Annotated in this window: 14 protein-coding genes, 1 tRNA gene and 1 riboswitch; of the genes, 12 read left to right on the top strand and 3 right to left on the bottom strand. The window is 74.0% G+C overall.

The window, feature by feature from the left end; genetic code table 11:
• Positions 1 to 292: 292 nt before the first annotated feature.
• Entirely contained in the window at positions 293 to 574 is a 282-nt protein-coding gene (locus tag ACIBCA_RS28690) for an HU family DNA-binding protein (RefSeq protein WP_030308200.1), read from the top strand.
• A gap of 69 nt (positions 575 to 643) precedes the next feature.
• On the opposite strand, the gene murA is transcribed toward ACIBCA_RS28690, so the two are convergent.
• Positions 644 to 1,984, bottom strand: coding sequence for a UDP-N-acetylglucosamine 1-carboxyvinyltransferase (gene murA / locus ACIBCA_RS28685; protein WP_396285903.1), 1,341 nt, complete (start codon positions 1,982 to 1,984; stop codon positions 644 to 646).
• Between the two features lie 308 nt (positions 1,985 to 2,292).
• On the opposite strand from murA, the gene ACIBCA_RS28680 reads away from it, so the two are divergent.
• The 6 genes from ACIBCA_RS28680 to ACIBCA_RS28655 all read left to right on the top strand — a co-directional run bounded on the left by ACIBCA_RS28680 (position 2,293) and on the right by ACIBCA_RS28655 (position 9,582).
• Complete coding sequence (locus ACIBCA_RS28680) at positions 2,293 to 2,877, top strand: YqgE/AlgH family protein (RefSeq protein WP_107057153.1); 585 nt, start codon at positions 2,293 to 2,295, stop codon at positions 2,875 to 2,877.
• An 85-nt stretch (positions 2,878 to 2,962) separates the two neighbouring features.
• Positions 2,963 to 3,244: a DUF3039 domain-containing protein gene (locus tag ACIBCA_RS28675; RefSeq protein ID WP_396285902.1), complete on the top strand. Its 282-nt coding sequence runs from the start codon at positions 2,963 to 2,965 to the stop codon at positions 3,242 to 3,244.
• 105 nt (positions 3,245 to 3,349) lie between these two features.
• The gene (locus ACIBCA_RS28670; protein WP_396285901.1) at positions 3,350 to 4,960 is read left to right on the top strand and encodes a beta-N-acetylhexosaminidase; all 1,611 of its coding nucleotides are present in this window, start codon (positions 3,350 to 3,352) and stop codon (positions 4,958 to 4,960) included.
• 310 nt (positions 4,961 to 5,270) lie between these two features.
• A complete protein-coding gene (locus ACIBCA_RS28665) occupies positions 5,271 to 6,137 on the top strand; it encodes an FAD binding domain-containing protein (protein ID WP_396285945.1) in 867 nt (288 codons plus the stop codon).
• On the top strand, positions 6,134 to 7,255 hold the full coding sequence (locus tag ACIBCA_RS28660) for a (2Fe-2S)-binding protein (RefSeq protein WP_396285900.1): 1,122 nt from the start codon (positions 6,134 to 6,136) through the stop codon (positions 7,253 to 7,255). Before ACIBCA_RS28665 ends, ACIBCA_RS28660 begins: the two co-directional genes overlap by 4 nt.
• Positions 7,252 to 9,582: a xanthine dehydrogenase family protein molybdopterin-binding subunit gene (locus ACIBCA_RS28655; RefSeq protein WP_396285899.1), complete on the top strand. Its 2,331-nt coding sequence runs from the start codon at positions 7,252 to 7,254 to the stop codon at positions 9,580 to 9,582. Before ACIBCA_RS28660 ends, ACIBCA_RS28655 begins: the two co-directional genes overlap by 4 nt.
• Before the next feature lie 100 nt (positions 9,583 to 9,682).
• Here ACIBCA_RS28655 and ACIBCA_RS28650 read toward each other — a convergent pair.
• A tRNA-Cys gene (locus tag ACIBCA_RS28650) sits at positions 9,683 to 9,754 on the bottom strand.
• 96 nt (positions 9,755 to 9,850) lie between these two features.
• Positions 9,851 to 9,916: riboswitch (guanidine-III (ykkC-III) riboswitch) on the top strand.
• 42 nt (positions 9,917 to 9,958) lie between these two features.
• Here ACIBCA_RS28650 and ACIBCA_RS28645 point away from each other — a divergent pair.
• Together ACIBCA_RS28645 and ACIBCA_RS28640 are read left to right on the top strand one after the other, a co-directional pair.
• A complete protein-coding gene (locus ACIBCA_RS28645) occupies positions 9,959 to 10,273 on the top strand; it encodes a DMT family transporter (protein ID WP_396285898.1) in 315 nt (104 codons plus the stop codon).
• A gap of 101 nt (positions 10,274 to 10,374) precedes the next feature.
• A complete protein-coding gene (locus ACIBCA_RS28640; protein WP_396285897.1) occupies positions 10,375 to 11,832 on the top strand; it encodes an MFS transporter in 1,458 nt (485 codons plus the stop codon).
• Here the strand turns inward: ACIBCA_RS28640 and ACIBCA_RS28635 are convergent.
• The gene (locus ACIBCA_RS28635) at positions 11,829 to 13,124 is read right to left on the bottom strand and encodes a hypothetical protein (protein ID WP_396285896.1); all 1,296 of its coding nucleotides are present in this window, start codon (positions 13,122 to 13,124) and stop codon (positions 11,829 to 11,831) included. The genes ACIBCA_RS28640 and ACIBCA_RS28635 overlap by 4 nt on opposite strands.
• A 433-nt stretch (positions 13,125 to 13,557) precedes the next feature.
• Here ACIBCA_RS28635 and ACIBCA_RS28630 point away from each other — a divergent pair, with 433 nt between their 5' ends.
• The 3 genes from ACIBCA_RS28630 to ACIBCA_RS28620 are packed head-to-tail and all read left to right on the top strand — an operon-like array spanning position 13,558 to position 18,067.
• Complete coding sequence (locus ACIBCA_RS28630) at positions 13,558 to 14,199, top strand: class F sortase (RefSeq protein ID WP_396285895.1); 642 nt, start codon at positions 13,558 to 13,560, stop codon at positions 14,197 to 14,199.
• Complete coding sequence (locus ACIBCA_RS28625) at positions 14,196 to 15,521, top strand: alpha/beta hydrolase (RefSeq protein WP_396285894.1); 1,326 nt, start codon at positions 14,196 to 14,198, stop codon at positions 15,519 to 15,521. The genes ACIBCA_RS28630 and ACIBCA_RS28625 overlap by 4 nt, the downstream gene beginning before the upstream one ends.
• Positions 15,518 to 18,067 carry a rhomboid family intramembrane serine protease gene (locus ACIBCA_RS28620; protein ID WP_396285893.1) on the top strand — a complete coding sequence of 850 codons (2,550 nt, stop codon included), beginning with the start codon at positions 15,518 to 15,520 and terminating at the stop codon, positions 18,065 to 18,067. The genes ACIBCA_RS28625 and ACIBCA_RS28620 overlap by 4 nt, the downstream gene beginning before the upstream one ends.
• Positions 18,068 to 18,112 lie beyond the last annotated feature (45 nt).

The raw sequence follows: 18,112 nt of genomic DNA, 5'->3' as shown, positions 1-18,112 counted from the left end.
TTCGCCGGAGCCGACGGAGCGTCACAACTCCAACGGGTGGGTGATGTTCGGGTGGCCCGGCCGGGGCCCGATTGGCTTTCTCGGGGCCGGTCGGGGCAGGATTCGTACCCGGCAGGCGGGCGTTGCCTTCGATCGACGGCACCGGCGCGCGGCAACGGGCACGAGCCCGGCCTGCGACCACGCAATGCCTGCATGAGCACAGTGTGCGGACCTGCGGCCCATCCGGGTGCCCCCCGGTGGGAGCACCGATGGGCCCCCGCACACCGCAAGCGAACAGACCACAGGAGTACACATGAACCGCAGTGAGCTGGTGGCCGCGCTGTCCGAGCGCGCCGAGGTGACCCGCAAGGACGCCGACGCCGTTCTGGCCGCCTTCGCCGAGATCGTCGGCGAGGTCGTCGCCAAGGGCGACGAGAAGGTCACCATCCCCGGTTTCCTGACCTTCGAGCGCACCCACCGCGCTGCCCGCACCGCCCGCAACCCGCAGACCGGCGAGCCCATTCAGATCCCCGAGGGCTACAGCGCCAAGGTCAGCGCCGGCTCCAAGCTGAAGGAAGCCGCCAAGGGCGCCTGAACCGCACCTTGAACGCCCGAGAGGCCGGGCTCCCCGCGGGGAGCCCGGCCTCTCGGGCGTGCGTAGGGCCTACGCGTCGATCAGCTGCTCGCTGGGCAGCTCGACGTGCGCGCCCAGGTCGCGCAGCTTCTCCATGAAGTTCTCGTAGCCGCGGTTGATCAGGTCGATGCCGTGCACGGTCGAGGTGCCCTCGGCCGCCAGCGCCGCGATCAGGTACGAGAAGCCGCCGCGCAGGTCCGGGATGACCAGCTCGGCGCCGATCAGCTTGGACGGGCCGGAGACGACCGCGGAGTGCAGGAAGTTGCGCGCGCCGAAGCGGCACGGGACGGCGCCCAGGCACTCGCGGTACAGCTGGATGTGCGCGCCCATCTGGTTGAGCGCGCCGGTGAAGCCCAGCCGCGACTCGTACACCGTCTCGTGGACGATGGACAGACCCGTGGCCTGGGTCAGGGCGACCACCAGCGGCTGCTGCCAGTCGGTCTGGAAGCCCGGGTGCACGTCCGTCTCCAGGGCGATCGCCTTGAGCTCGCCGCCCGGGTGCCAGAAGCGGATGCCCTCGTCGTCCACCTCGAAGGCGCCACCGACCTTCCGGAAGGTGTTGAGGAAGGTCATCATCTCCAGCTGGCGGGCGCCGCGGACGTAGATGTCGCCCTTGGTGGCCAGCGCCGCGCAGGCCCAGGAGGCCGCCTCCAGGCGGTCCGGGATCGCGCGGTGGTTGTAGCCGTTCAGCTCGTCCACACCGGTGATCAGGATGGTGCGGTCGGTGCCCAGGGTGATGATCGCGCCCATCTTCTGCAGCACGCAGATCAGGTCGACGATCTCCGGCTCGATGGCGGCGTTGCGCAGCTCGGTGACGCCCTCGGCGAGGACGGCCGTGAGCAGCACCTGCTCGGTCGCGCCGACCGAGGGGTAGGGCAGCTCGATCCTGGTGCCGCGCAGGCGCTGCGGGGCGACCAGGTAGGTGCCCTGGGGGTGCTTCTCGATGCTGGCGCCGAACTGGCGCAGCACCTCGAAGTGGAAGTCGACCGGGCGGCCGCCGATGTCGCAGCCGCCCAGGCCCGGGATGAAGGCGTGGCCGAGGCGGTGCAGCAGCGGGCCGCAGAACAGGATCGGGATCCGCGAGGAGCCGGCGTGCGCGTCGATGTCGGCGACGTTCGCACTCTCCACGTGCGACGGGTCGAGGATCAGCTCGCCGTCCTCGTCGCCGGTGCGCACGGTGACACCGTGCAGCTGGAGCAGGCCGCGGACCACCTTGACGTCGCGGATGTCCGGGACGTTGCGCAGTCTGCTGGGGCCCTGCCCGAGGAGGGCGGCGACCATGGCCTTGGGGACCAGGTTCTTCGCACCGCGGACGCGGATCTCGCCTTCGAGCGGGTTTCCGCCGTGGACCAGCAGGACGTCGTCGGTCATCGTTCTCGCAATCCGGGGTGCCAGAGGGAGTGGGACGGGCTCCGGTGCGGAGCCGCCGGTGGACCGGTGTTACGGCGTACGGGCGCGTTCGGGCCCCCGGCGAATCCGAGTCGGCACCGTAGAAGGGCGTCCACCATCCGTAGATGGTAGTAGGCGTGCCGATGGTTCCCGCGAGCCTCTCCCGTGATGGTGCTCTCTCCCCGGGTCCTCCCGCCCGCCGGTACGGCCGTACGGGTGTTCGTCCGGCGTGGCGGGGTTTCGCCCGTCGAGCTGTCCGAGGGGCGCCGGTTTGCGGGATCATGTGAGGCATGACCGCGGCCCACTCGCACGCAGGCCGGTCCCACACCGGCCGTCTGCTCGTCGCGACGCCCCTGCTCACCGACCCGAACTTCGCGCGCTCGGTGGTACTGCTCCTGGACCACGACGCCGAGGGGGCGCTCGGGGTGGTCCTCAACCGGCCGACGCCGGTGGAGGTGGGCAGCGTGCTGGACGGCTGGGGGCGGCTCGTCGGCCGGCCCGCGGTGGTGTTCCAGGGCGGGCCGGTGGCGCTGGACTCGGCGCTGGGCCTGGCCGTGGCGCCGGGGGACCCGGGCACCGGCGAGCCGCTCGGCTGGCGCCGGGTGCACGGGGCGATCGGCCTGGTCGACCTGGAGGCGCCGCCCGAGGTGCTGGCCGGGGAGCTGGGGGGCCTGCGGATCTTCGCCGGGTACGCGGGCTGGTCGCCGGGGCAGCTGGAGGGCGAGCTGGAGACCGGCGCCTGGTACCTGGTGGACTGCGAGCCGGGGGACATCTCCAGCCCTGAGCCGGAGCGGCTGTGGCGTGCGGTGCTGCGCCGCCAGCGCGGCCCGCTGGCCCTGCTGGCGACGTACCCGGACGATCCGACGCTGAACTGAGGACGGCCCTCGGGGGGCCCGTCTCGGGCGGGCCCGCCGCGCGACACTGGCCCGGTTTCCGGGGGCGCCCATAGACTTGGCACCCATGAGCACTCTTGAGCCCGAGCGCGGCCTCGGCACCGGCACCCTGGTCGAGCCCGTCCCGCAGGTGTCCCACGGGGACGGCGACCACGAGCGCTTCGCGCACTACGTCCAGAAGGACAAGATCATGGAGAGCGCGCTCTCCGGATCTCCGGTGGTCGCGCTCTGCGGCAAGGTGTGGGTGCCCGGGCGCGACCCGAAGAAGTACCCGGTCTGCCCGATGTGCAAGGAGATCTACGACGGCATCGGCAAGCCGCAGGACGGTGGCGGGGACGACAAGAAGTAGTCCTCCGCCGCTTCGCGGGGCTGTTTTGCACGGCGCGGTTTTGCATGGTGCCGCGTTCCCGGCAGTGGTCTATGCCAGTCGACCGGGCCGGGGCAGGATGTCGGAATGGACCTCATTCCCGCACCCTCGAGCGCCGTCCGCCGCCCGGGCGAGGACTTCCCCCTCGACGCCGCCACCACGCTGACCGCGCCGCCCGCCCTGGCCGACGCCGAGCGCTGGCTGCGCGGCGCGCTGGGTGCCGCCACCGGGCTGCCGCTCGGCCCCGGCCGGGCGGGCGAGGGGATCGAGCTGGTCCTGGACGGGGCGCTGGCCGCCGAGGCGTACCGGCTCACGGTGCGCCCCGGCCACGCCCTGATCGCCGCGGGCGGCCCGGCCGGCGCCCTGTGGGGTGCACAGACCCTGCGGCGGCTGCTCGGCCCGGACGCCTACCGCCGCTCCGCGCTGCGCCGGCAGGGGTGGGTGCTGCCCGGCGTGGACGTCGAGGACGCGCCGCGGTTCGGCTGGCGCGGGGTGCTGCTGGACGTGGCCCGGCACTTCCTGCCCAAGTCCGACGTGCTGCGCTTCGTCGACCTGATCGCCGCGCACAAGCTGAACGTGCTGCACCTGCACCTGACCGACGACCAGGGCTGGCGGGTGGAGATCAAGCGCTACCCGAGGCTGACCGAGCGCGGCGCCTGGCGGGAGCGCTCGATGGTCGGCTACCGGGCCGGGCAGCGCCGGGACGACCGCCCGCACGGCGGCTACTACACCCAGGACGACCTGCGCGAGATGGTCGCCTACGCGGCCGAGCGCGGGATCACCGTCGTCCCCGAGATCGACCTGCCCGGCCACACCCAGGCCGCCGTGGCCGCCTACCCCGAGCTGGGCAACACCGACGTGGTGGACACCTCCGGGCTGGGCGTCTGGACGGACTGGGGGGTCAGCCCGAACGTCCTCAACGCCTCCGAGGAGACCCTGCGCTTCTTCGAGGGCGTGCTCGAGGAGGTGCTGGAGCTCTTCCCGTCCGAGTTCGTCCACCTCGGCGGCGACGAGTGCCCCAAGGAGCAGTGGAAGGACAGCGCCGCCGCCCAGGCGCGCATCCGCGAGCTGGGCCTGGCCAACGAGGACGAGCTGCAGAGCCACCTCATCCGCCACTTCGACCGCTGGCTGGCCGCGCGCGGGCGCCGGCTGATCGGCTGGGACGAGATCCTGGAGGGCGGATTGGCCCCCGGCGCCGCCGTCTCCTCCTGGCGGGGGTTCGGCGGGGGGATCGCGGCGGCGGAGGCGGGGCACGACGTGGTGATGTGCCCCGAGCAGTACGTCTACTTCGACCACCGGCAGGCGGACGGGCTGGAGGAGCCGATCCCGGTGGGTTTCGTGCGCACCCTGGAGGACGTCTACCGCTTCGAGCCGGTGCCGCCGCAGCTGGACGCGGCCGCCGCCCGGCACGTGATCGGGACGCAGGCCAACCTGTGGAGCGAGTTCATGCACAGCGCCCGGGACATCGACTACCGGGCCTTCCCCCGGCTCGCGGCCTTCGCCGAGGTGGCCTGGTCCGACCTGCCGCGCGAGGGCGCCGCCCGCGACTGGGCGGGCTTCGAGCAGCGGCTGGGGGAGCACCTGCGGGTGCTGGACGCGCTCGGGGTGGAGTACCGCCCGGTGGACGGCCCGCACCCCTGGCAGCGGTGGCCCGGGGTGGTCGGCCGGCCGATCGACGGACCGCCGCCGGTTCGATGACGGACCGGCCCGGAGGCGCCTTCGGGAACTAATGAGCGATCATCTGACGTCAAGAACAGATGAACATCTGCCCTGGCCCGACCCGGGTCGGGGCAGATACCGCCCGGTATCCGTCCCAATCGGGCAGCCTCGTTCACAGGCCCCGAAATGATCATCGAGCATTGTGTGCCAGAGTTGCCCAACCCGGCCCGATCGCCCGTACCCTACGGGCCAGGCCGGGCTGCCGACGCGGACAGCAGGGCGGGGGCCGTGGCGGCAGGCGATCGATGAGCAAGTGGAGCACGGTGGGACCCAGGTGAACCGGACGATCATGCTGCCGGCCTCGCTCGACGAGGCCGTCGACGCGCTGGCCACCGCCCCGGGCGCGGTGCCGGTGGCCGGCGCCACCGACCTGATGGAGGCCGTCAACGCCGGACGGCTGCGCCCCGCCTCCCTCCTCGGCCTCGGCCGCATCACCGAACTGCGCGGCTGGCGCTACGAGGACGGCGGCACCGCCGTCCTCGGCGCCGGACTCACCCACGCCCGGATGGACCGCCCCGACTTCGCCGCGCTCATCCCCGCGCTCGCCGACGCCGCCCGCACCGCCGGCCCGCCCCAGGTGCGCAACGTCGGCACCCTCGGCGGCAACATCGTCACCGCCGCCCCGGCCGGCGACACCCTGCCGGTGCTCACCGCCCTGGAGGCGAGCGTCACCCTCGCCCGCGCCGGCGGCACCCGCGAGGTGCCCGTCAGCCACCTGCTCACCGGACTCGACCCGGTGCGCCCCGGCGAACTGCTCACCTGGGTGCGCGTGCCCCTGCTGCACGCCCCGCAGGTCTTCCTCAAGGCCACCGGCCGCAGCGGCCCCGCCCGCGCCGGTGCCTCCGTCGCCCTCGTCCTCGACCCCGCCCGCCGCGCCGTGCGCTGCGCCGTCGGAGCCGTCGCCCCGGTGCCGCTGCGCCCGCTGGAGGCCGAAGCCTGGGTGGCCGGCTGCATCGACTGGGACGGCAGCCGGGAGATCGACCCGGCCGCCACCGGCGCCTTCGGCGAGTACGTGGCCGCCGCCTGCGTCCCCGCCGACTACGGGGCCGAGGGCGCCTGGGAGGCCGTCACCGAGGGGCCGACCGCGGCGGCCGTCCGGCTGCGGCGTACCGTGGCGGTGCTGGCCCGCCGGGCACTGGGAAGGGCGCTGAAGTGACAACGGACCCCATCGAGATCCTCGACGCCGACCCGCTCGGCCTCGGCGCCCCGCAGGTCAGCCGCGAACTGCGCCCCTGCGCCTCGTACACCCTGCGGGTCAACGGCTTCGAACGGCCCGTCACCGACGCCTGGATCGGCGAGAGCCTGCTCTACGTGCTGCGCGAGCGACTCGGCCTGGCTGGCGCCAAGGACGGCTGCGAGCAGGGCGAGTGCGGCGCCTGCTCGGTGCAGGTGGACGGCCAGCTGGTCGCCGGCTGCCTGGTGCCCGCCGCGCTGGCCGCCGACTGCGAGATCAACACCGTCGAGGGCCTCTCCGCCGCCGGCGGCGCCAGTGACGTCCAGCAGGCCCTGGCCGCCTCCGGCGCCGTCCAGTGCGGCTACTGCGCCCCCGGCATGGCGATGGCCGTGCACGACCTGCTCCAGCGCAACCACCGGCCCACCGAGGTCGAGGCCCGCCAGGCCCTGTGCGGCAACCTCTGCCGCTGCACCGGCTACCGGGGCGTCCTGGCCGCCGTCCAGACCGTCGCCGACGCCCGCGCCCTGGAGACCGAGGCGGTGGAGGCGGCCACCCTCGTCGAGGAGTCCCCGGCACCCGCCGCCGCTCCCGCTCACGTCCCGGCCGCCGCCGCGGAGGAGCCGGCCGCCGAGGCTTCCGTCCCCGCCGAGCCCGCACCCGAGCCCGAGCCCGCCGCCGAGGCGCCCGTCTACACCGACGCGGACGCCTGGATCGAGGCCGCGCCGTACACCGCCCCCGCCGACGGCTACGACACCGGCGTGTACGACACCTCCGCCCTGACGGCCCACCAGGGCGGCATCCCCGCCCAGGCCGCCGACGACCAGGTCTACCGGTCGGCCCAGGGCTACCCCGAGCAGCCGTACCGGCCCACCCCCGCCCACGGCACCTTCGTGCCCGCCGGCTACCCGGAGGGTTACCAGCAGGCCGGCGGCCACGACTCCGGCCACGACTCCGGCTACGACCCCGGGTACGACGCCCCGGTCTACGAGCCCACCCCCGCGCACGGCACCCCGCTGCCCGGCTACGACCCGACGGCCGTGCCCCCGCACGCCACCCCCGCCCACGGCATCCGGCTCCCCGAGGACGACCACGCATCATGACGTCGCCTACCGACATCGGCGCAGCACTCCAGCAGGACGGCGGCGCGGGCGGCGCCGCACCGGAGGCTTCGGGCCTGGGCAGCTCCCCGCTGCGCACCGACGCCCTGCCCAAGGCGCTCGGCATCTACCCGTACGCGGCCGACCTCTGGGCCGAGGGCCTGCTCTGGGGCGCCGTGCTGCGCTCCCCGCACCCGCACGCGCGCATCCGGGGCATCGACACCTCGGCCGCGCTCGCCCTGCCCGGCGTGCACGCCGTCGTCACCGGCGCGGACCTGCCGCCCGGCCCCGACGGCAGCCCCGACGGCGCGCCGTCCGGCCCGATCGTCGCCGACCGGCCGGTGCTGGCCGTCGGCGTGGTGCGCCACCACGGCGAGCCCGTCGCGGCCGTCGCCGCGGACCACCCGGACACCGCCCGGCTGGCGGTCGGTCTGATCGCGGTCGACTACGAGCCGCTGGAGGCCGTCACCGACCCCGAGCAGGCGTTCACCGCCCCGCCGCTGCACCCGGACGGCAACCTCTTCCGCCACCTGCCGCTGCGCACCGGGGACCCGGAGGCCGCCGGGGAGGTCGTCGTCGAGGGCCTGTACCAGGTGGGCCGTCAGGACCCGGCCCCGCTCGGCGCCGAGGCCGGGCTCGCCGTGCCGCGCCCGGACGGCGGCGTGGAACTGCACCTGTCCTCCACCGACCCGCACGGCGACCGCGACCGCACCGCCACCTGCCTCGGCCTGGAGCCGGACCGCGTCCGGCTGGTCGCCACCGGCGTGCCCGGCGCCACCACCGACCGCGAGGATCTCTCCTTCCAGGTCACCCTGGCGCTGCTGGCCCTGCGCACCGGCCGCCCGGTGAAGATGACCCTCACCCGCGAGGAGTCCTTCCACACCCACACCTCGCGCCACCCCGCGCTGCTGCGCTACCGCCACCACGCCGACGCCGAGGGCGTCCTGGTGAAGGTCGAGGCGCAGATCCTGCTGGACGGCGGCGCCTACGCGGACGTCTCCGCCGAGGCACTGGCCGCCGCGACGGCCTTCTCCGTCGGGCCGTACAACTGCCCCAACGTCTTCGTGGACGCCTGGGCGGTGCGCACCAACAACCCTCCGGCCGGGCGGATGCGCGGCGAGGGCGCGCTGCAGGCGTGCTTCGCGTACGAGTCGCAGCTGGACCAGCTGGCCGCCCGGGTGGGCGTGGACCCGGTGGAGATCCGCCGGCGCAACGCGATGGCCACCGGCGACCCGCTGCCCACCGGACAGGCCGTCACCTGCCCGGCGCCGGTGCGGGCACTGCTGGACGCGGTGGCCGCCGAGCCGCTGCCGGCCCTGCCGGTGGACGACCCGGACGCCGAGTGGCTGCTGCCGGGCGGGCCCGGCGGCGCCGGGGACCCGTCGGCGGTGCGGCGCGGGATCGGCTACGCCGTCGGCATGGTGCACATGCTGGGCGCCGAGGGCGAGGACGAGGTGTCCACCGCCACCGTGCGGGTCAGCGGGGACCACGCCACCGTGATCTGCGCGGCCGTGGACGCCGGTCAGGGCTTCGCCACGCTGGCCCGGCAGATCGTGCAGACCGTGCTGGGCGTCAGCGAGGTCTACCTCGCCCCGGCCGACAGCGACCAGTCCGTCGCCGGGCCCTCCGCCCGGGGCCGGCACACCTGGGTCTCCGGCGGCGCGGTCGAGCGGGCCGCGCTGATGGTGCGCCACCAGCTGCTCCAGCCGATCGCGGCCAACTTCGGGATGTCCGCCGAACTGCTCCAGATCGCCGACGGCAAGATCACCTCCTACGACGGGGTGCTCGGCATGCCGGTCGCCGAGGCACTGGAGGGCAAGGAGCTGTGGGCCACCGCGCAGTGCCGCCCGCACCCGACCGAGCCGCTGGACGATGACGGGCACGGCGACGCCTTCGTCTCCATCTCCTTCTGCGCGATGCGCGCGGTGGTGGACGTGGACATCGAGCTGGGCGCCGTCCGGGTGGTCGAGATGACCGTCGCCCAGGACGTCGGCCGGGCGCTGAACCCGCGCCAGATCGAGGACCGCATCGAGGCGGGCGTGGCCCAGGGCGTGGGCCTGGCCCTGCTGGAGGACCTGCGCACCGAGGGCGGTGTGCTGCTCAACCCCTCGCTGACCGGTTACCGGCTGCCCACCTCGCTGGACACCCCGGACGTGCGGATCGCCGCGCTGCTGGAGGAGCGGGACGTGGTGGCCACCTTCGGCGCCAAGGCCGTCAGCGCCGTCCCCGCCGTGGTCGCCCCGGCGGCCGTGGCCGCCGCCGTCCGCGCCGCCACCGGGCTGCCGGTCGGCCGGCTGCCGATCCGGCCGGAGGACGCCGTCTCGGCCTGAGGGGCGGGCGGGCCGGAGCGTACGGGAAGAACGGGAAGAACGGGAAACGCGGAATTGCCGGGCGGCGCCTTTTCGGGCCGACCGGCAATTCCGTTCCTCGAGGCCATGGCGGGAATCGAACCCGCGTGCACCGCTTTGCAGACGGTTCCCTAAACCACTCGGGCACACGGCCAGTGAATTCAGAATGGCGGAATCCCGGAAGAGGGTCAACGCCGCACTGTAAATTCTGTATGGCGATGTGCACGGCGGCGTGTGCTACGGTCGGAAACCGGTGGCTGTTTTCCCGCCACCCCGGACGAGCGCGTCGTACCCGGTGACGACAAGACGGCGCAGTTCAGCGGCGACCCGGCCGCTGTGAACTGCGGAGGTGGCCGTCATGGCCTGGCTCGTTCTGATCGTCTCCGGTCTTCTGGAGACCGTGTGGGCGGTGGCCCTGGAATCGTCCAAGGGCTTCTCCCGTCTCGTCCCCAGCGTCGTCTTCGGCGTCGCCCTGCTGTTCAGCATGGGCGGGCTGGCGTACGCGATGCGCACCATCCCGATCGGCACCGGGTACGCGGTGTGGGTCGGCATCGGCGCGGTCGGCACCGCGCTGTACGGCATGGCCGTGCTGGGGGACGCGGTGACGGCGGCCCGGATCGGCTGCCTGCTGCTGATCGTCTCCGGCGTGGTGGGCCTCAAGGTGCTGCACTGACCCGACGGCGGTACCGGCGGTCGGTCCTACGTCCCGGGGCCGAGGAGGTCCGCGACTTCCGTCAGGGGTCAACGACGCAGACGGCACTTACGATGTTACGTATGACCACAGCCTCCCCCACCTCGGTCGACGCCGCCTCCCCGCCCACCGGAACCGACTCCGACTCCGACTCCGACTCCGGGGGAGGGGTGCTCGGCGGGCGCTACCGGGCGCTGACCCTGGGGATCGTCTCGGTGGTCCTGGTGATCGCCTTCGAGGCGACCGCCGTCAACACCGCCATGCCGGTCGCCGCCCGGCAGCTGGACGGCCTCGAGCTGTACGCCTTCGCCTTCTCCGGCTACTTCACCACCACGCTGTTCGCCCTGGTCGTCTCCGGCCAGTGGTGCGACCGGCGCGGGCCGCTGCAGCCGCTGTTCGCGGGCATCGCGGTGTTCGGGGCGGGCCTGGTGGTGGCCGGGACGGCGCCCGGCATGTGGGTGTTCGTGGCCGGGCGGGCGATCCAGGGGCTGGGCGGCGGGCTGGTGATCGTCGCCCTGTACGTGGTCGTCGGCCGGGCCTACCCGGAGCGGCTGCGGCCGGCCGTCTTCGCCGCCTTCTCCTCGGCCTGGGTGCTGCCCTCGATCGTCGGGCCGCTGGTCGCCGGGGCCGTCACCCAGCACCTGGGCTGGCGCTGGGTGTTCCTGGCCGTTCCGGCGCTGATCCTGCTGCCGCTGGCCGTCATGGGCCCGGCACTCGCCCGCTCCGAGCGTGAGCACCCGGTGCCGCGGGGCGCGGACTTCGACCGGCGGCGCACCCTGCTGGCGGCGATGGCCGCGGTGGGCGCCGGTCTGCTCCAGTACGCCGGCCAGCGGCTCGACCCGGTCGGCCTGATACCCGGCGCGGCCGGGGTGGCGCTGCTGGCCCCGGCCGTCCTGGGGTTGCTGCCGAAGGGCACCCTGCGCTCCGGGCGGGGGCTGCCGACGGTGATCCTGCTGCGCGGGGTGGCCGCCGGGGCGTTCTTCGCGGCCGAGGCGTTCATCCCGCTGATGATGGTCACCCAGCGCGGCCTGTCGCCGACGCTGGCCGGGCTCACCCTGACCAGCGGCGGGCTCTCCTGGGCGCTGGGCTCCTGGCTCCAGGGGCGCCCCGGGGCCGAGCGCCACCGGGCGGTGATGATCCGCGGCGGCTTCGTGCTGAGCACGGTGGCGATCGCGGGCGCCGCGCTGGTGCTCGTCCCGGCGGTGCCGGCCTGGGTGGCGGCGCTGGCCTGGGGCGTGGGCGGCATCGGGATGGGGCTGACGGTCTCCTCCGTCAGCGTGCTGATGATGAGGCTGTCCGCGCCGGAGGACGCCGGGGCGAACTCGGCCGCGCTGCAGATGAGCGACGCGCTGGGCAACGTGCTGCTGACGGGCCTGGCCGGGGTGATGTTCGCGGCGCTCGGCGGCGGCTCGATGGCCGTGGCCCACGGGAGCGCCGAAGGCACCGGCTCGGCCGGCGCCTTCGCGGTGATCCTGCTGACGATGGCCGGGGTCGCGTTCGTCGGGGCGCTCCTCGCCGGCCGGATCCGCACCCGGGCCTAGCCTGCCGAGGCCGAGGCGGCGGCGGTCGCCGGGGTGCCGAGGAAGGACTCCCAGCCGCCCGCCGGGGACTGCCCCGGGGCCAGGGTCTGCAGTTTGCGCAGCACCGCCGGGTCCTGGGCGTCCAGCCAGTCCACCAGCTGGCGGAAGGAGACCAGCCGGACCTCGGGCTTGCCCGCGATCTGCTTGAGGGCCTCCTCGACGGCGTTCATGTAGATGCCGCCGTTCCACTCCTCGAAGTGGTTGCCGATCACGTACGGCGCCCGGTTGCTGTTGTAGGTGCGCTCGAAGCCCATCAGGTAGGAGTCCCGGGCCTGGGTCTGGAAGCCCGGGCGGAGCGCCGGGTCGGCCTTGGTGTTGGGGCCGCACTGGTTGTACATGATGTTGTAGTCCATCGACAGCACCTGGAAGGTGTGCCCGGGGAAGGGGATGGACTGCAGCGGGAGGTCCCACAGGGCGCCGCCCTGGATCTTCTGCGGCCAGACCTGGGTGCCGTTGCCGCTGCTGTCGTAGCGCCAGCCGCGCTTGACGGCGGTGGGCAGCAGGTTGCGCTGGCCCTCCAGGCAGGGGGTGCGGCTGCCGATCAGCTCCTTGGAGTAGTCGAAGGGCAGCGGGGGCAGGTCGGTGAAGCCGGTGTTGGTGCGCCAGTTGGTCACGAAGTCCATGGCCTGCTGGATCTCGCTGTCCCACTCCTCGGGGGACCACCTGCCGACGCCCGTGGAGCCGCAGAAGTGGCCGTTGAAGTGGGTGCCGATCTCGTGGCCCTCCAGCCAGGCCGCGTGGACGTTCTGCAGGGTGTCGCGGATGTGCTGGTCGCTCAGGTAGCCGATGTCGGAGGCGCCGGCCTTGTGCTGCGGCGGCCGGTAGAGGTCCTTCTTGGACTCGGGCAGCAGGTAGAGGCCGCTGAGGAAGAACGTCATCCGGGCGTCGTGGTCCTGCGCCAGCTTGCGGAAGCGGGCGAACAGGCCGTTGTCGAGCTCGCCGGCGCCGTCCCAGGAGAAGACCACGAACTGCGGCGGCCGCTGGCCGGGCTGCAGCCTCTCGGGGACGGGCTGGTGCGGCTGGGTGCCGGTGTCGGAGGTGGAGCCGTCGCCGATCAGCACGACCTTCGGCTGGGGCGCCGGCGCCGGGGTGGCGGTCTGCTCGGTGGAGGAGGGGTTCGGACCGGGGGCGTTGCTCGCCGTCCCGGCCGCGTGCTCCCCGCCGCCGCCTCCCTTGCCCCCGCAACCGGCCGCCAGGGTGGCGGCCGTCGCCGCGCCGGCGGCCAGCAGGGTGCGGCGCGAGAGAGCGTCCATGGTCACTCCGTTCATGAGGCGTTCGGCATGCGTGCAGGCGTGCGAAAGTCCGGTCGGACAAGTGGGGTGATAGAACCCGTGACCGGGTCAGCATGGCACGCGGGTGGTGGCGCCCGTCGCGGCTCGGCGAGTGGTCGTGAGCGATCGCTCGATTGACGCAACCGAACGCGCGGAGCATTCGTCGAAGCACGTACCGGGCCGGTCGCCGCGCCGGGAGAAGCCGGGCCGGGAGGTCGCTCTCCGTGGTCGTCCGGGCGCGCGGAGCTGTCGTCGGGGCGCGAGCCCTGCCGATCGGCGGGTGTCGATGTGACCGTCGTGCCGACGTGGCTTACGGTTCGATCCGATTGAATGGGTTCTCAGGAAATTCCCAGGAATCCGGGTTTCCGGTTCCGACGGGGTCGACAGGTCGACAGTCCGACAGAGGGGAGCGCCCATGGGCGTCCAGAGCAGGAGTCCCTGGCCGGGCGCCCTGGCCGCGGGCACGGCCCTGGTGTTCGGCGCCTGGATGCTGAACGGCGGCGGCGCCCTCACCCTGCCGCCCGCCCCGGGCGCGGGTCAGGCGCAGTCCGGCATCGCCCCGGTCTCGATCGTCCCGCCGCTGGGCCCGTCCGCCCCGACCCGCGTCCGCATCCCGTCCGTACGGCTGGATGCCCCGGTCACCGCGCTGGGCCTCGACGCGGACGGCCACCTCCAGGCCCCGCCGGCCGCGGACCGCAACCTCGCGGGCTGGTACCGGGGCGGCGCCAGCCCCGGCCAGCGGGGCACCGCGATCCTGGCCGGGCACGTCGACAACACGTCGGGTCCGGCCGTCTTCTACCACCTGGGCGCGCTCCACCGGGGAGACCGGATCGAGATCGCCCGGGCCGACGGCGCCACCGCCGTGTACCAGCTGTACGCCATCGAAGTGCACGACCGAAAGGACTTCCCGGACGAGCGGGTCTACCGCCAGGCCGCCGACGCACAGCTGCGGGTCATCACCTGCGGCGGCGCGTACAGCGCGGAGCACGGCTACGAGGGCAACGTCGTCGCCTACGGCTTCCTGGCCGACACCAAGCCGCCGGGCAAAGCCGCATGACCACGCTGACGCTCGCCTCCCGCTGGAACCCGCTCGACTGGCCGCTCACCCACGGCCCGATCCCGCAGGCCGTCCAGGCCGCCGGCTGGGCGGCGCTCATCCTGCTCGCGCTGCGCCGCGACCGCTCCTGGTGGCGCTTCGGCCTGCCCGCCGCGCTGGTCACCGCCGCCGGGCTCAGCCTGCTGCTCGGCTACCTGGTGGACGACTGGTGGCACCCCTTCCCCGAGGGCACGCCCCGGTACGTCACCTGGTGGGTCGCCACCGCCCTGCTGGGCCTGTGCCTGGTCGCCTACCGGATGCGCCGCAGCACCTGGCCGCGCCGGGCGCTCGGCCTGGGCCTCGGCTCGGTGGTGCTGCTGATGGCCGCCTCCGAGGTCAACATCGGCTTCGACATGTACCCGAACGGCCGCATCATGCTCGCGCCCTGGCTCGACAGGACCGCGATGCTGTCCACCACCAAGGCCGCCGAGACCGCGACCGCCCCGCCGGACAAGGTGCTGGAGGAGGTGTGGACGCCCCCGCCCGGCCTGCCCGCCAAGGGCACCGTCTCCCAGGCGCGCATACCCGGCCCCAAGTCCGGGTTCCAGGGCCGCAACGCGTACGTCTACCTGCCGCCCGCCTACCAGGCCAGCCCGCGCCCGCTGCTGCCCGTCCTGGTGCTGATCACCGGCCAGCCCGGCGCGCCGGACGAGTGGGTGCACCAGGGCCAGATCGACGAGCTGATGGACGCCTTCGCCGCCAAGCACGGGGGCCTCGCCCCGATCGTGGTGATGCCGGACCAGCTCGGCGCCACCTGGAACAACTCGCTCTGCATGGACTCGAAGATCGCCAAGATGCAGACCTACCTCGCCGAGGACGTGCCCGACTGGGCCCAGAAGCACCTGCAGACCGCCACCGGCCGCAAGTCCTGGGCGATCGGCGGCGCCTCCATGGGGGGAACCTGCGCGCTGCAGCTGGGCGTCAACGCCCCCGAGGTGTACGGCACCGTGCTGGACATCTCCGGGCAGGAGGAACCGACGCTCGGCACCCGCGCCGAGACCGTCAAGGCCGCCTTCGGCGGTGACGCGGCGAAGTTCGACGCCGTCGACCCGCTCCAGGTGATGGCCCGCCGCCAGTTCCCCGACACCGCGATCGCCGTCGTCGTGGGCGACGGTGACGGGATCTTCCGGCCGCAGCAGGAGAAGGTCTACAAGGCCGTTCAGGGGGCAGGGATGAAGGCCACGTTCGCGACGGCGCCGGGCGGCCACGGCTGGATGGTCTTCCGTCCGGCCGTCGCCGACCAGCTGCCCTGGCTGGCCCGGCAGACGGGACTGATCCGGTGAGCGGGACCGCGACGGCGCTCGCCGTCGAACAGCGCGCCCCCCGGACGGAACGGGCGCCCGACCCGGCCCCCGTCACCGGGACGCCCGGCTCGCGCGGCCAGCGGCTGCGCCGTGCCCCGCGGGCCCTCGGCGCCCGGCTGCGCGCCGCGCCGCTCACGATGGCCCTGCTGGTCGGGCTGTGGACGATCGGCGCCGCCACCGGCAGCCTCGCCCACGGCCCGTCCGCCCGGGTGCTCGCCCAGACCGGCGTCGGCCTGCCCACCCTCGCCGAGGGGCGCTGGTGGACGCCGCTGACCTCGCTGCTGTGGTGCTCCGGCCTCGGCAGCTACGTGTTCACCAGCCTGCTGCTGCTCCTGGTCGGCCCGGCCGCCGAGCAGCGGCTCGGACGGCTGCGCACCCTGGCGGTGCTGGTCGGCGGGCAGGTCGCCGGCACCCTCGCCGGGACGGGGCTGATCAAGGCCGGCTCGCTGGCCGGTGAGCAGTGGACCGTCTCCGTCGCCGACCAGACCTCGATCGGCCCCGGCGTGGGCCTGTTCGCCCTGGCCGGGGTGCTCGGCTACCGGCTCACCGTGCTGTGGCGGCGCCGGCTGCACCTGATGGTGCTGCTCGTGCCCCTGGTCATGACGCTGTACGTGGGCCACCTGCAGAGCGTCCAGCGGTGCGCCGCGGCCCTGGCCGGGCTGGGCGTGGGCGCGCTGATCGGCCGCGGGCGCCCGTACCTGCGCAGCCACCGCTCCTCGCACACCGAGACCAGGGTGCTGGTCGCGCTCTGCCTGGTCGCCGCCGCGTTCGGGCCGCTGATCGCCTCGCTGTACGACAACGCCAGCGGGCCGTTCAACACCTTCTCCGAGCTGTACTTCTCCCACCGGCTCAGCCCGGAGGAGGTCGCCGACTTCTGCGCCGTGTCGGCGCACGACTGCGCCCGCGCCCACGCCGTCGAGCGGATCTTCGACACCCCGGGCCGGCTGATGGCCGCGCTGTTCCCGGCGCTGCTGCTGGTGCTCGCCGAGGGGCTGCGCCGGGGGCTGCGGTTCGCCTGGCGGATCACCGTCGCCACCGAGCTGCTCTGGGTGGCGCTGCTGGGCTGGCTGTACCTGGACGCCGGGCCGGTGGACCTGGACCTGATGCAGTACTTCGTCGAGGCGATGCTGCTGCCGCTGCTGACCACCGCGCTGCTGCTGGCCACCCGCCAGCGCTTCCCGCTGCGGCTGCCCGGCCGGGCGGTGCGCCGGATCGGCCTGCTGGTCGGCGGCGCGGCGCTGGTCACGGCCGCCGCGTACGTGGGCCTCGGGCGGCTGGCGGCCGACCAGTTCGAGCCGGGGGCCGGGGTGCGGGGGCTGGTCAACGGGCTGCCCGCGCAGTTCCTGCCGCCCGCGTACAACGACCTGCTGCCGGACTACCCGGTGGCCGTCGGCCCGGTGGCGCTGTTCCTGGAGACGTACTGCGGGCTGGTGTTCTGGGTGGTCGCGCTGGGCGCGCTGCTCACCGCCTTCCGGCGGCCGGTGCCGCACACCGACGCGGACGCGGCCGCCCGGGCCAGGGCGCTGCTCACCGAGCACGGCGGCGGCACGCTGTCCTTCATCACCACCTGGGACGGCAACCACTACTGGTTCGAGGAGCAGGGCCGCTCGGCCGTCGCCTACCGGCTGCTGGGCACCGTGGCGCTGACCACCGGGGATCCGTTCGGGGCCCCGGAGGACCGGGCCGCCGCCGTGGCGGGCTTCGCCCGGTACTGCGACGCGCGGGGCTGGACGCCGTGCTTCTACAGCGTCTCCCCGCAGACCAGGTCGGCCACCGGGCAGCTGGGCTGGCGCTCGCTGCAGGTCGCCGAGGACACCGTCGTGCCCCTGCCCGAGCTGGCCTTCACCGGCAAGAAGTGGCAGGACATCCGCACCGCGCTCAACAAGGCGGGCAAGCAGGGCATCACCGCCGAGTGGTGGTCGTACCACGAGGCGCCGCTGGCCCTGAAGGACCAGATCCGGGCGATCTCCGAGGAGTGGGTCTCCGAGAAGGGCCTGCCGGAGATGGGCTTCACCCTCGGGGGCCTGGAGGAGCTGGACGACCCGGACGTGCGGGTGCTGGTCGCGGTGGACGCGCAGCGGACGGTGCACGGGCTGACCAGCTGGATGCCGGTCTACGAGGACGGCGTGCCGGTCGGCTGGACGCTGGACTTCATGCGCCGGCGCTCGGAGGGCTTCCGCGGGGTCAGCGAGTTCCTGATCGCCTCGGCCGCGCTCGGCTTCAAGGAGGAGGGCGCCCGCTTCCTGTCGCTCTCCGGCGCGCCGCTGGCGCGCTCCGGGCAGGACGAGGAGCCCAGCGGGCTGGAGCGGATGCTGGACTGGATGGGCGGGGTGCTGGAGCCGGTGTACGGCTTCCGGTCGCTGCTGGCGTTCAAGGCGAAGTTCCAGCCGGAGTACCGGCCCATGTACATGTGCTACTCCGACCCGGCGGCGCTGCCCGCGATCACCAGGGCGATCGGCAAGGCGTACCTGCCGCACCTGACGGCCGCGCAGGGCGTGCGGCTGATGCGGCGGCTGTCGGGCTGAGGGGGCTGAAGGGGCTGAGGGGACTGAGGGGCTGAGCGCTCTCCC

The sequence above is a fragment of the Kitasatospora sp. NPDC051170 genome (assembly GCF_044455705.1).
GTDB lineage: Bacteria > Actinomycetota > Actinomycetes > Streptomycetales > Streptomycetaceae > Kitasatospora.
Note: the sequence above shows the minus strand (reverse complement) of the source record. Positions and strands in the feature narration are given on the sequence as shown.